The organism is Nocardia anocheti, assembly GCF_029675105.1.
In the GTDB taxonomy this organism is placed as follows: Bacteria; Actinomycetota; Actinomycetes; order Mycobacteriales; family Mycobacteriaceae; genus Nocardia.
In genome coordinates, this window is sequence record NZ_JAQQFV010000002.1 from 453946 (window position 1) to 467175 (window position 13230).

Genomic DNA, 13230 nt, shown 5'->3' on the forward strand with positions numbered 1-13230 from the left:
ACATGAAGCACGAAGGGAGCCCATCGGATGCGCTCGACCATCCCGACCCGGGGCCGGGTGATCGCGATCACCGGCGCCGCCCGCGGCATCGGCGCGGCCATCGCCCGCGAGCTCGCCGCGGCGGGCGCCCAGGTGGCGATCGGTGACATCGACGCCACCGCGGCCGCCGAGACCGCCGCCACCCTGCCCGGCACCGCCGCGGGCTTCCCCCTCGACGTCACCGACAGCGACTCGTTCGCCGCCTTCCTCGCCGCCGTCGAAGCCCGGTGGGGCCCGATCGATGTGCTGGTCAACAACGCCGGGGTGATGTGGGTCGGCCGCTTCGAGGACGAGCCGGAGGCCGCCACGCGGCGGCAGCTGGCGGTGAATCTGCACGGCGTCATCCGGGGCGTGCGCCTGACCGCGCCCCGCATGCGCGAGCGCGGGCGTGGGCACATCGTCACCGTCGCCTCGGCCGCGTCGAAACTCGCGCCCGCGGGCGAGGCCACCTACGCGGCGACCAAACACGGCGTCTACGGCTATCTCAGCGCGGTGCGGGCCGAGCTGCACGGCAGCGGTGTGGACCTGTCGGTGGTGATGCCGACCGTCGTCGACACCCCGCTCGCGGCGGGTACCTCACCCGGCTCGGTGGACCTGCTGACCCCCGACGACGTCGCCCGCGCGGTCGCCGATGTGCTGGCCCGGCCGCGCTTCGAGGTGACCGTGCCGCGCCGGGTCGGCCCGCTCGTGCGCCTGGCCGGGCTGCTGCCCGACCGGGTGCGCACCGCCGTGTTCCGCAGGCTGGTCCCCAACCAGATCACCGGCGGCGACCCCGCTTCGCGCGCCGCCTACGAGCGCGCCACCCTCACCGACCGTCCAGGAGACCCCCGATGACCATCGACAGCACCCAGTCCACCGTGCGCCGGATTCCCGAATTCGAGGGCGTCCACGACATCTGGCCGCGGGGTGCGCGGCTGGCGGCGGTGCGCGAGGCGGCCTTGCGCTATCGGGAGCGGTTCCTGAGCCAGGGGCAGGTGCGCGCGGTGAAGAGTTTCGACATCGCCGCGGCGCCCTATCCGGCGCGGTTCGCCTTCCAGGGGTACTCGCTGAATGTGAACCCGGTGATCTCGATCATCAACCGGATGTTCGTGATCCAGTTCGAGGGCTTCGACGGTGTGCTCAAGACGCTGGTCTGGGAGCCCACGGTGGCGGCCGGGTCCGCCGAGGCACCGTTCTACCGCACGCTGCAACAGTTCTCGCGGAAGTTCGCGGCGGAGAGATTCTTCGTGAAGTACTACAACGACCCCGAGTCGATCCTGCCTCGGCTCGGGCTGCGCAACGAGGACGTGGACTACGTCAGCTTCGACCACCTGCACGTGCAGGACGTGCGGATGATCATGGGCAGCAGCGAGCCCATCGAGGGCGAATCCGCGCCACGCGAGCCGCTGTTCCCGCACGCCAAGCTGCTGGTGCACCGCAAGGAACTGGGCACCTTCGAGTCCATGCATCCCATGCAGTGGGCCTGGTACGTCGACGGCGGGATGGACGGGGTGCCGCCGGAACGGCTCGAGGTCTTCGAGGGCGACGTGGAACTCGGTGTGGGCGTGAGTCTGCTGTGGACCCCGGGCCACACCGACGGCAATCACTCGCTGGTGCTCAACACCCCCGACGGGGTGTGGGTGTCCTCGGAGAACGGAATGGCCGCCGACAGTTGGCAACCGGAGCTGTCGAAGATCCCGGGCGTGCGACAGCAGGCCGCGTTCTACGGACGCGAGGTGGTCCTCAACGGCAATACCCTCGAGGACTCCCTCGACCAGTACGACTCGATGGTCAAGGAGAAGACGATGGCCTCCCGCTCCCCGCGCGATTCCCGCTGGCTCCAGATCATCCCGTCCTCGGAATGCGCGCCCTGGAAGCGGCAGTGGCCGGTGGTGCCCACGCACAGTCACGGCGGGCTCGACTACGGCACGATCGTCGGCGGGGCCTAGTTTCCCAGGGCGGCCGCGAACATGGGCCAGGAGCGGTGGAAGTCTTCGCGCCAGTAGCCCCAGGAGTGGGTGCCGGTGGGGCGCAGGTCGACGGTGGCGGGGATGGCGAGGTCGGCGAGGCGGGTGGCGAGTTGCTGGGTGCACAGGCCGGTGACGGCGTCGAGGGCGCCGCCGATGAGGAGTTGGTCGAGCAGTTTCACGGAGTCGCCGTGCAGGCCGGGGCCGTCGGCGGTGTCGAGGGGGCCGGGCAGGCCGGTGCCGGAGGCGATGTAGAGGGCCAGGCCGCGTAGGCGGTCGGCGTGCAGGAAGGGGTCGTTGGCGGCCCAGAGCGGGTCGCCGGGTTGTCCCCACATGTTCACAGGGTCGCCGTTCTGGCCGGAGACGACCGTGTTGACGATGGCATGGCCCTGCGGACCGCTGGTCGCCACGCATCCGCTGTAGGAGGCCACCGCGCGGTAGAGGCGCGGCGCGGCCAGGGCGAGCTGGAAGGCCGCGGTGCCCGCCATGGACACCCCCGCCACGGCATTGGCGCCGCTGCCGTGGAATTCGGCGTCGATCACGCGCGGGAGTTCCCTGGTGAGGAAGGTGGTCCAGCGTTGACGGCCCAGTACCGGGTCGTCGGCGCGCCAGTCGGCGTAGTAGCTGCCCGCGCCGCCGACCGGCATCACCACGGTGACCTGCTCGTCGGCGAGGAACTCGGCGATATCGGTGCGGGTCAGCCAGTTGCCTCCGGCACGCCAGTCACCGTCGGGGCCGCTGCCGCCGTCGACGCCGTTGAGCAGATACAGCACCGGCGCGCTGGCGGCCGGGTCGGCGGCGGGCAGCACGGTGACGGTCACCGGTTTGCCCATGGCCGCCGAGAACACGACCAGCTCGACCACCCGGCCCGGCCCCGGCGACGCCGAGACGATCCAGGCCGCGTCGGCGGTGCGTCCGGCGGGCTCGGCCGCCGCGACCGCGTGCCCGAACACCAGCCCGGCCGTCAGCACGAACAGCAGACATCGCGTCACGACGCCCATGCGCCACCTCCATGACCGACCGTCGACCTGGCCGTGTCACACAGGGTAAAGGGCTCCGACCAGCGACGGAGTCACTTCTGAAACATTGACCCTTCAGTCAAGCCGGTCGAGGAATTCACTCACCTCGGCGACGAAGCGCGCACGGTCCTCGATGAACAGGCCGTGCTGGGCGCCGTCCCAGTAGGAGGCGCGGACGTCGGGCGCGTTGTCGGCGATGTAGCGGCCGTTGTCCACCGGCACGACGGGGTCGGCGGTGCCGTGCAGGACCAGCACCGGGACATCGAGGGCGCGCAGGGTCTCGGTGTTGTCGACGGTGCGGTAGAACAGCGCCTTGCGCACCGAGGGCGGGGTGGCCAGGCTGCCGCCGAACAGGCGCTGGGCATCGGGGCCCTTGTCCTCGCCGGGGCCGGTATTGGCATTGCCGAACACGGCGAAGGCGCGCACGGCCCGGCCCGCCGCCTCCTCGAAGACCCCGGGAATGGCCTTCGCCATGGCGGGCCCGGGGGCCGCGCCAGGGACATCGCGCCCGATATGGGCGGGCGCGCCGCAGTAGACGACACCGGCGACCGCCGCGGTGCCATAGGTGGCCAGATAGTCGGTGGCGACGATGCCGCCGTAGGACCAGCCCAGCAGCACCGCGCCGGACTCGATGCCCTCGGCGGCGAGCACGGCGGCCACGTCGGCGGCCCACGCCTTGGGGTCGTCGTAGCCGGTGCCGGGGTCGTCGGAGTAGCCGTGGCCGCGCAGGTCGACGGCGATCACCCGGTAGCGCCGCGCGAGCTCGTCGGCGGCGGTGCCCCAGCAGCGCAGATTGCCCGCCCAGCCGTGCAGCAGCACCAGCGGCCTGCCCGTCTCCGGGCCGGTCACCCGGTAGACGATCCTGGTTCCCTCGGCACTGACAGCATCGCGAATAGCCATGCCGACAGAGTAGAACGCACCGTGAGCGCAGCCATGGCACGGGCAAACCGACGGCGAATAGGATCGGGCGCATGAGCACTCGTACCGCCGTCGTCACCGGAGCCAGTTCCGGAATCGGAGAAGCCACCGCCCGCACACTCGCCGCGCAGGGTTTCCACGTCTATGTCGGGGCGCGGCGGTTCGATCGGGTCAAGCAGCTGGCCGACGAGATCGGCGGCACCGCGCTCGAACTCGACGTCACCGACGAGGACTCGGTGCGCGCGTTCACCGACGCGATCGGCGAGGTGAACGTGCTGGTCAACAACGCGGGCGGGGCCAAGGGCCTGGCCACCGTGCTCGACGCCGACCTCGACGACTGGCGCTGGATGTGGGAGACCAATGTGCTGGGCACCCTGCGTCTGACCAAGGCGCTGCTGCCGAAGCTGATCGCCTCCGGTGACGGCCTGATCGTCACCATCACCTCCATCGCCGCGCTGCACGCCTACCCCAACGGCTCCGGCTACACCTCGGCCAAGCACGCCCAGGCCGTGCTGCACCGCACCCTGCGCGACGAGCTGCTCGGCCAGCCGGTGCGCCTGACCGAGATCGCGCCGGGCGCGGTGGAGACGGAGTTCTCGCTGGTCCGCTTCGACGGTGACGCCGAGCGCGCGGCCAAGGTCTACGAAGGCATCGACCCGCTCTACGCGGCCGACATCGCCGAGATCGTCGGCTTCGTCGCCTCGCGTCCCGCGCACGTGAACCTCGACACCATCGTGGTCAAGCCGCGCGACCAGGCCGGTCCCGGCAGCTTCGCCCGACGCTCCTGACCTGCGAGGTTCAATCCCCGGACCGGGCAACCGATCCGGGGATCACGCCACCCGAGTGGCGGCCCCGGCCGTCGGCACCGATACTGCCCTGGACCCACCCTGTCGCGTTGCTGTGCATTCGCTACGCGGCCGGGCGGTCATTAGCATCACCACGTTTGCCGATAGCCAGGGTTAGGAGTGCTCCACCGATGCGCAGTGTCAAGTCAGTATTCGACGGGTTCAAAGACTTCCTGATGCGCGGGAACGTCATCGACCTCGCGGTCGCGGTGGTCATGGGTACCGCCTTCACCGCCGTGGTCACCGCGTTCACCAAGGGACTGGTCAACCCGCTGCTGGCGGTGTTCGGCTCGACCAACGAGCTGGGGCTGGGCGTGCAGCTCATCGCCGACAAACCCGCGACCTTCATCGCCGTGGGCCCGATCGTCACCGCGTTCATCAACTTCTTCGTGGTCGCGGCGGTGCTGTACTTCGTGCTGATGCTGCCGATGAAGTCGCTGAAGAACAAGTTCGGCACCACCAAGGCCGCCGAGCCCACCGAGACCGAACTGCTCATCGAGATCCGCGACCTGCTGGCCAAGCAGCAGGGCCTGAGCACCGAGGAGACCGAGACGCTGAGCAAGGAACGCGCCAGCGAATCGGTCTGACCCTCACGCGTCCGTCCGCCGTGGTAGCAGCAGGGCGGGGATCATCGCCAGCGCGATCATGACCGGCGCGATCAGGTAGGTGTGCTGGAACGCCTCGGCCAGGGCCGGGGTCAGCGCGGCGCGCTCGGCGGGGTCCATGCCGTGCAGGGCCTGGAGACCGCCGGTCACCGGGAGCAGCGCGCCCAGCACCACCGAACTCACCGCGGTGCCGATCGCCATGGCGGTGGTGCTGATCATGTTGAGCACCGTCGACCCGGCGGGCTGCTGTTCGCGGTTCAGCGGTCGGGTCGCGGTGGTGATCAGCGGCATCATGGTGCCGCCACCACCGGCGCCCATCAGCACCATGGTGGCGCACAGCGCCCAGTACGGCGCGTCGGCGTCGAGTTGGAGGACGAACAGCGCGAAACCGGTGAGTGCCACCGTGATCGACACCGGCAGGTAGCGACCGGGCGGAATCCGATCGATCAACCGGCCCGCGACCTGCATGGTCGCGCCGGAGGCCAGCGCGAACGGGATACCGAGAGCGCCCGCCGCCAGCGCGGATTCACCGCGCACCACCTGGAAATACAGCGGCAGCAACAGCATCGAGCCGAAGTAGCCGCTGGCGAACAGTGCCAGCGCGGTGGCCGAGATGCCGGTGACGCGCTGTCCGAGGACGCGCAGGTCCAGCAGCGGCACCGGCGTACGCAGCGAGCGCAGCACGAACGCGACGATCAGCCCCGCGCCCGCCAGCAGCGGCACCAGCACCGACGGCGTCGCGAACCCGGCGCTCTCCCCCGCCGCCGTGACGCCGTAGATCACCAGCGCCAGACCCGGTGACATGAGTAGCAGGCCGACCACATCGAGCGGGCGCGGCGGCTCCGGCGCGTCGTCGGGCACCACCCGCGCGGCCAGCACCAGCACCAGCGCGCCCAGCGGCAGGTTCAGGAAGAACATCCACCGCCACGACACCTCGTCGATGAGATAGCCGCCGATCACCGGTCCCAGCAGCGGGCCGACCAGGATGGCCAGGCCCAGCGTGCTCATCAACCGGCCCAGCCGCTCCGGGCCCGCCGCGCGCAGCAGGATGGTCATCGCGACCGGCATCAGCAGCCCGCCGCTGGCGCCCTGCACCAGCCGGAAGGCGATGAGCGACTCGATGTTCCAGGCCAGCCCCGCCAGCACCGAGCCGAACGCGAAGGCGGTGATCGCGGTGAGATACAGCCGCTTGGCACCGAAGCGGCCGACCAGCCACGCCGAGGTGGGCACCACCGCGCCCAGGGCCAGCGAGTAGCCGGTGGCCACCCACTGGATGGTGCTCAGGCCCGCGTCGAACTCGACCGAGAGCTTGTTGACGGCGACATTGACGATGGTCTGGTCCAGCGTCGCCATGATCATCCCGACCACCAGCACCAGCGCGACACGCATCGGATCGCGGGTGGGGGCCGGGGTCGTCGCGGTGGCGGTGAGCACGGCGGTCACTTCCCGTAGGGGCGCACGGCGCGGGCGGCGCGCAGGGCTTCGGCCCACCAGGTGAGCTGGTCGAGCATGGTCGCGGCGGCGGTTTCGGCGTCGTCGGGGTCGAGCAGGGCGCCGGATTCGTCGAAGCGGCCCCAGGGATTGGGGAAGACGACGCTGTCGCGCACGGTGACGGCATGCAGTTCGGCGAAGACCGGGCGCAGGTGCTCCACCGCGCGCAGGCCGCCGGAGATGCCGCCGTAGGAGACGAAGCCGACGGGTTTGGCCTGCCACTGGGTGTGGTGCAGGTCGATCAGGTTCTTCAGGGTGCCGGGGTAGCTGTGGTTGTACTCGGGGGTGACCACGACGAAGGCGTCGGCGCGGGCGAGCGTGTCGGTGGCCTCGGCGAGTGAGGGATGGTCGGTGGCGGCGCCGAAGGTGGACGAGAGTTCGACCTGCCCGGTGTCGACGACGTCGACGGCGAGGGTGTCGCGCGGGGCGGCCTGGCGGATGAACCAGTCGGCGACGGTCGGACCGAAGCGGCCCTGGCGGGTGCTGCCGATGACGACGGCGAGGCGCAGCGGGCGGATCGTGGTGGCGCTCATGGGATTCCTCGGGTTCGGTGGCGGCCCGTCGGCCGCCGTCCGCCCTACCGTGCTACCTGAACCAATGTTGAGGTCAAGCCGCGACCGGACGCGCGGGAATATCTCGCCGTATGATCTGCTTATTGCATTCATACGCAGATAAGAGATAAGCCAGCTTCGGGAGACGTCATGACCACCGCACTGTTCGCCCATCGCGACTACCGGTTGCTGTTCACCGCGCAGGTCGCGGCACTGTTCGGCACCGGCCTGACCACCGTCGCGCTCGGGCTGCTCGCCTACGAGCTGGCCGGTGGCGACGCGGCCATCGTGCTCGGCACCGCGCTGACGCTCAAGATGGTCGCCTACGTCACCGTGGCGCCGATCGCGGGCGCCTACGCCGGACGGCTTCCGCGCAGGCAGTTCCTGATGGCGCTCAACGGCATTCGCGGGGCCATCGTGCTGGCGCTGCCGTTCGTCGACCAGGTCTGGCAGATCTACGTGCTGATCACCCTGTTGCAGATCGCCTCGGCCGCCTACACCCCCACCTACCAGGCCGTTCTGCCCGACATCCTGCCCGACGAACGCCTCTATACCCAGGCGCTCTCGGCCGCCCAGCTGGCGGCGACCATGGAGACGCTGCTCAGTCCCATGCTGGCCGCGCTGGCGCTGAGCGTGATCAGCTTCCACTGGCTGTTCGTCGGCACCGGAATCGGCTTCGCCGTCTCGGTGGCGCTGGTGCTGGCGGCGCGAATCCCGAACGCCGACGTGGGTGACAGCGCGATCCGCGAGCGGCTGGTGGCGGGGCTGCGGTTGTTCGCGGCGACGCCCCGGCTACGCGGGCTGCTCGGGCTGAACCTGGTGGTCGCGGCGGCGGGCTCGGTGGTGATGGTCAATACCGTGAACTACGCGCGCGATGTGCTCGGTGGGACGCAGTCGGCGGTCGCGATGCTGCTGGCGGCCAACGGGTTCGGCACCATGCTGGTGGCGCTGACACTGCCGCGCCTGCTGGATCGGCGCGGCGAGCGCCCGGTGATGCTGACCGGGTCCGGGGTGCTGGTGGCCGGGCTCGTCGCGGCGATCGCGCTGTCGACGGTGAGCGCGGGCGACTGGCGCTGGGCCGCCGCGTTGACGGTGTGGGCCGTGATCGGCGCGGGCAACGGCCTGGTGCTCACCCCCACCGGTCGGGTGCTTCGCCGCTCGGCCCGCGCCGAGGACCGACCCGCCCTCTTCGCCGCCCAGTTCTCGCTCTCGCACGTGGCCTGGCTGATCACCTACCCGATCACCGGCTGGCTGGCCACCACCGCGGGCTTCACCGCCACCTGGGTCACGCTGGCGGCCATCGCGGGGCTCGGCACCACGGCGGCGATCCGGCTGTGGCCGCGCCACGATCCGGCCGAGATCACCCACGTGCACAAGCTGGGCAGCGTCGACCCGGCCATCCTGGCCGACGCGATCAAGGTGGGCCCGCGCCACTACCAGCACACCCACACCTACGTCATCGACCGCGATCATCCCCGCTGGCCGACCCTGACCCCCGCGTAACCGATCCATCGGCACGCGCCCCGGCATCTGCGCTGGGGCGCGTGCCGGATCAGCCGACCGCACACGGTGGCATCAGGCCGTGGCGGCCGGACCTCGGACCTCGAGGTCAGCAGCAGCGGCCGAGGGGTGGCTGTGGGCTCGGGTCGGTGGGGGTGGGCAGGCCAGCGAGGAAGGCGTCGAGGTCGATGCGGGCGCCGCCGAGCCAGGTGCCCTTGACCTCGACCGTCGTGGCCAGCTGGGCCGGGTCGACGGTGAACGGGTCGGCGGACAGTTCCACGAAGTCGGCCAGTTTGCCGACCTCGATCGAGCCGACGAGATGGTCGCGGCGCAGGGTGCGGGCGGCGTCGATGGTCTGGGCGCGGAAGGCGGCGTCGAGCGGGATCGCCTGCTCGGCGCCGCGCACGTTCCCGGCGCGGGTGCGGCGGGTGACCACGGTCTGGATATTGGTCAGCGGCGAAGGCGGCGACACCGGCCCGTCGTTGTGCAGGGAGACGCAGGCGCCGGTGGCCAGGGCGTCGCCGGTGGGCTGCCAGCGGCTGCCGTGCTCGTGGTCGAAGATCTGGCCGTCGAGCAGGTCGCCCCAGAAGTAGGTCTGGAACGGCGACATCGACAGGTACAGGCCCAGACTCGCGGCGCGGTCGAGTTGCGCCCGGGTCGCGCCGCCGAGGTGTTCGATGCGCCAGCGGTGATCGGTGCCGAGCAGGTCGTAGCGGCGCAGCGCGGCCTCGTAGGCGTCGAGGGCCAGCTCCACGGCCAGGTCGCCGTTGGAGTGGAACGACATCTGCCATCCGGCGGGCGCGGCCTTGTCCAGGATGGCGTCCAGGTCGGCCCGCGAGTAGTTCAGCGCGCCGGTGCCCCCGGCGGTCTTCGGGTCGATGCTCGCGCGGCGGGTGGCCTCGGTGTCGAGGTAGGGGAACGAGGTGGCCGCGCTGCCCACCCACACCGCGCCGTCGGTCCACAACTTCACCCCGGCCTTGCGCAGCATCTCGTCCCCGGCGGCGAAGGTATCGGTGTCGACGTAGGTGTCGGTGGTCGACATCTCCCACAGATTCACCCGCAGCGGACACGAGACCGTCGCGGCCAGCGCCTCGTAGGCGGGTTTCTGATCCGGGTTGTAGGCCATGTCCGAGGTGGAGGTGTAGCCCGCGCGCGACATCTGCGCCAGGAACAGGGCGCCCGCTCGCAGCGGGTCGTCGAGGTGGTCGATCAGCGGGTACATGACGGCGCCGAGCACCGGGACCTCGAAGCCCTGGCCGTTGAGCGAGCCGTCGGGATTGCGGCCGAAGTGCCCGCCCTCGGGGTCGGGCGGCGGATTGTCGGCCCAGCCGTAGCGCTGGATCAGGGCGGTGCCGAAATAGATGCCGTGGCCGGAGTTGTCCAGGACGGCCGCGATGCGGTCACCGAAGATCTGGTCGAGTTCGGCCGCGTCCGGTGCCGCGTGCTCGTGCAGCAGCGCGTCGAAGCCGCTGAACACCAGCGGCTCGTCCGGATCGGTCGAGGCGAGCGCCTGCCGGAACACGGCCAGCACGTCGTCCCAGGTGGGCGCGACCCACGGCGCGATGAGCCCGACCGGCGGCTGGGTGCTCACCCCGCCGAGGAACGGATGTCCGTGCGGCTCCACGAAGCCCGGCAGCAGCGCGGCGGCACCGGTATCGATCACCTGCGCGCCGGGCCCGACGGCGGCCTGGCACTGCGCGAGCGTGCCGACCGCGACGATGCGCGTGCCCGAGACGGCGACGGCGTCGGCGCGGGGCCGATCGGGGTCCATGGTGATCACCGTGCCCGCGACGAGGACGACATCCGACACGGCCTTCTCCCTCCGGTTACCGGCTCCGACCAGCAGAGACTATGCCGACGGAGGGAGCATCCAGCCTCGACACGCAGCGCGTCACCGCGGCTGGGCGGCCACTCCCCCGGACGGCGTGCTCCCGGCCAGCGCCGACATGGACTGCCAGGTGGGCCAGTCGATCGCCCAGTCGTAGATGTCGCCGTCGGCGGCCGAGAGGTCGATGGAGGTGCCCGTCACCTCGACCGGATCGCCGTAGAGCGCGGTCGGGAAGTACGCCTGCGCATCGCTCGGGGAGAGGTTGATGCAGCCGTTGGTGACATTCGAGGAGCCCTGCGCCGCGAGGGATTCCGGGTTGGCGTGGATGAACTCGCCGTTGTTGGAGATGCGCACGGCCCAGCGTTCCCGCACATTCGTGTAGAACGGCGGGTTCGACATCAGGAAATCCTCGTACTTCTCGGTGACCACATGGGTGCCCGAGCGGGTGACATTGCGCGCCTCGTTGCCCTCGCCGTAGGAGACGGCGAAATCGAAGATCGTGGCGCCGTCGCGGACCACCTGCATGCGGTGACTGGGCGCGTCGGCGATCACCACCTGGCTGCGGCCGATGGTGAAATCCGAGGTCAGATCGGAGTCGCCGTAGACCCCGCCGCCCAGGTCGACGCCGTAGAGCTTCGCGGACACGTGCACGGTGGTGCCCGGCGTCCAGTAGTTCTTGGGTCGCCAGTGCGCCCGCGACCCGCCGTCGTCGGGCAGCCACGCCCACGACCCCTCGATGCCCGGGTTCGTGGTGACGGTGAGCGCCTTCTCCACGGCGGCCTTGTCGGTGACGGGCCCGGTGAACTTGACGATGATCGGCGCCGCGATCCCGACCTCCTGGCCGTCACCGATATTGATCGTGGCCGGGAGCGTCGATTTCGGGGTGAGTGTGCGGAAGCCGCCCTCGATCGGCACCTGTTTGCCGTCGGCGCCGGTGGCGGCGCCGGTCCAGGTGTAGGCGGCGCCGTAGCCGAGCGGCTCGGTGATCCGGTAGCCGGTGTGGTCGGCGGTGAACTCGCCCGCGACCTGCTTGCCGTCGGCATTGGTGAGGGCGACCTGGTCGATCCGCCCGCTCGTGACGCTCACCGAGACGGGCGCGGCCGGGGCGATGTCGGTCGCGCCGTCGCCGGGTTCGAGGGTGACCTGCGCGACAGCGGCGGCGGGCCCCGCAGCCGGTCCAGGACCGTCGGACGAGCAGCCGGTCAGCACCACGAGCACCGCCAGCAAGATCACCGCAACCGCCGAGCCCGCACCGCGAAGGCCCAGTACACGCCGCTTGGCGGCCACAGCACGTCCCGCCGCCCCGCGTGCGCGCAACGAGGCGGTTACCGAATGTTTGCTCACGCATCGAATGTACGCCGCGATTTCGGGCCGACCGCCCGGCGAAGCTGTCTAGAGGGTCACACCCACGGTGACCGGTTCCGGCTCCAAGCTGACCCCGAACCGTTCCTCGACACCCGCGCGCACGGTCCTGGCCAGCGCCACGATGTCGGCGGCACGCGCCGAACCACGGTTGGTGAGGGCCAGGGTGTGCTTGGTCGACAGCCGCGCCGCCGCCTCCGCGCCGGGGAAGCCCTTGGCGAACCCGGCCCGCTCGATCAGCCAGCCCGCCGAGAGCTTGGTCCCGTCGGGCGCGGGATAGGTGGGCACCCGCACGTCGGCGCCGACGTGCTCGGCGATGGCGGCCAGCACCTGCGGCAACCGGTCCTCGGGGACGACCGGGTTGGTGAAGAACGAGCCAGCGCTCCAGGTGTCGTTGTCGGCGGGGTCGAGGACCATGCCCTTGCCCGCGCGCAGCCGCAGCACCTCGGTCCGCACCTGCGCGGCGGGCCGGGTCTCGCCCTCGGCGGCGCCCAGGACCTTGGCCAGCTCGCCGTAGCGCAGCGGGGCGCTCTCGCCGCTGGGGTCCAGGGCGAACTCGACGGCGAGCACGACCGCGTCGTCGCTGTGCTTGAGCACGCTGGTCCGGTAGCCGAAGCCGAGTTCGGCGGGTTGCACCCAGCGCACCTCGCCGGTGCGGCGGTCGAGCAGCCGTACCCGACGCAGCAGCGCGGCGACCTCCACGCCGTAGGCGCCCACGTTCTGTACCGGGGTCGCCCCGGCCGAGCCGGGAATCCCGGACAGGCACTCCAGCCCACCGAGCCCGGCGGCCACGGTCGCCGCGACCACCGCGTCCCAGTTCGCGCCCGCCTCGGCCGTCACGCTGTCGGCGCCCAGCTCGACCGCGGTGTTCGCGACCCGCACGACGACGCCGTCGAAGCCCGCGTCGTCGATGAGCAGATTCGAGCCACCCGCGATCAGCAGCAGCGGGATCTCGGCCGCGTCCAGGGCGCGCACGGTCGCGATCAGCGCCTCGGTGCTGTCGCATTCGGCGAGCGTGGCCGGTCCGCCGACGCGCAACGTCGTCAATTCGGACAATCGCACCGATTCGCGGACCACCGCCCCGGCCCCGGACAGGAGGTCACGCAGCTGATCGGAGGACACCACC

At 71.0% G+C, this 13230-nt stretch carries 12 protein-coding genes; 5 read left to right on the plus strand and 7 right to left on the minus strand.

Annotated features, from left to right (window positions below):
• The first annotated feature begins 27 nt into the window (after positions 1-27).
• Both QC180_RS05975 and QC180_RS05980 read left to right on the plus strand, forming a co-directional pair.
• Complete coding sequence (locus QC180_RS05975) at positions 28-873, plus strand: SDR family oxidoreductase (RefSeq protein ID WP_278261576.1); 846 nt, start codon at positions 28-30, stop codon at positions 871-873.
• Entirely contained in the window at positions 870-1967 is a 1098-nt protein-coding gene (locus tag QC180_RS05980) for an MBL fold metallo-hydrolase (protein ID WP_278261577.1), read from the plus strand. Before QC180_RS05975 ends, QC180_RS05980 begins: the two co-directional genes overlap by 4 nt.
• Here QC180_RS05980 and QC180_RS05985 read toward each other — a convergent pair.
• Together QC180_RS05985 and QC180_RS05990 are read right to left on the minus strand one after the other, a co-directional pair.
• Positions 1964-2986: an alpha/beta hydrolase gene (locus QC180_RS05985; protein ID WP_278261578.1), complete on the minus strand. Its 1023-nt coding sequence runs from the start codon at positions 2984-2986 to the stop codon at positions 1964-1966. The genes QC180_RS05980 and QC180_RS05985 overlap by 4 nt on opposite strands.
• Positions 2987-3079: 93 nt before the next feature.
• Positions 3080-3904, minus strand: coding sequence for an alpha/beta fold hydrolase (locus QC180_RS05990; RefSeq protein ID WP_278261579.1), 825 nt, complete (start codon positions 3902-3904; stop codon positions 3080-3082).
• Between the two features lie 71 nt (positions 3905-3975).
• On the opposite strand from QC180_RS05990, the gene QC180_RS05995 reads away from it, so the two are divergent.
• The gene (locus QC180_RS05995; RefSeq protein ID WP_278261580.1) at positions 3976-4710 is read left to right on the plus strand and encodes an SDR family NAD(P)-dependent oxidoreductase; all 735 of its coding nucleotides are present in this window, start codon (positions 3976-3978) and stop codon (positions 4708-4710) included.
• 188 nt (positions 4711-4898) lie between these two features.
• Positions 4899-5354: a large conductance mechanosensitive channel protein MscL gene (gene mscL, locus QC180_RS06000; RefSeq protein ID WP_278261581.1), complete on the plus strand. Its 456-nt coding sequence runs from the start codon at positions 4899-4901 to the stop codon at positions 5352-5354.
• A 3-nt stretch (positions 5355-5357) separates the two neighbouring features.
• Here mscL and QC180_RS06005 read toward each other — a convergent pair whose 3' ends face one another.
• Positions 5358-6815, minus strand: coding sequence for a DHA2 family efflux MFS transporter permease subunit (locus QC180_RS06005; RefSeq protein ID WP_278261582.1), 1458 nt, complete (start codon positions 6813-6815; stop codon positions 5358-5360).
• Positions 6812-7396, minus strand: coding sequence for an NADPH-dependent FMN reductase (locus QC180_RS06010; RefSeq protein ID WP_278261583.1), 585 nt, complete (start codon positions 7394-7396; stop codon positions 6812-6814). The genes QC180_RS06005 and QC180_RS06010 overlap by 4 nt, the downstream gene beginning before the upstream one ends.
• Positions 7397-7564: 168 nt before the next feature.
• Here QC180_RS06010 and QC180_RS06015 point away from each other — a divergent pair, with 168 nt between their 5' ends.
• Positions 7565-8917 carry an MFS transporter gene (locus QC180_RS06015; protein ID WP_278261584.1) on the plus strand — a complete coding sequence of 451 codons (1353 nt, stop codon included), beginning with the start codon at positions 7565-7567 and terminating at the stop codon, positions 8915-8917.
• Positions 8918-9023: 106 nt separating this feature from the next.
• Here QC180_RS06015 and QC180_RS06020 read toward each other — a convergent pair whose 3' ends face one another.
• The 3 genes from QC180_RS06020 to QC180_RS06030 form a co-directional block, all read right to left on the minus strand.
• Positions 9024-10724, minus strand: a complete 1701-nt coding sequence (locus tag QC180_RS06020; protein WP_278261585.1) for an amidohydrolase — start codon at positions 10722-10724, stop codon at positions 9024-9026.
• Between the two features lie 81 nt (positions 10725-10805).
• Entirely contained in the window at positions 10806-12008 is a 1203-nt protein-coding gene (locus QC180_RS06025) for a L,D-transpeptidase (protein ID WP_474646400.1), read from the minus strand.
• 126 nt (positions 12009-12134) lie between these two features.
• A complete protein-coding gene (locus QC180_RS06030; RefSeq protein ID WP_278261902.1) occupies positions 12135-13229 on the minus strand; it encodes a UDP-N-acetylmuramate dehydrogenase in 1095 nt (364 codons plus the stop codon).
• Position 13230: the final 1 nt, after the last annotated feature.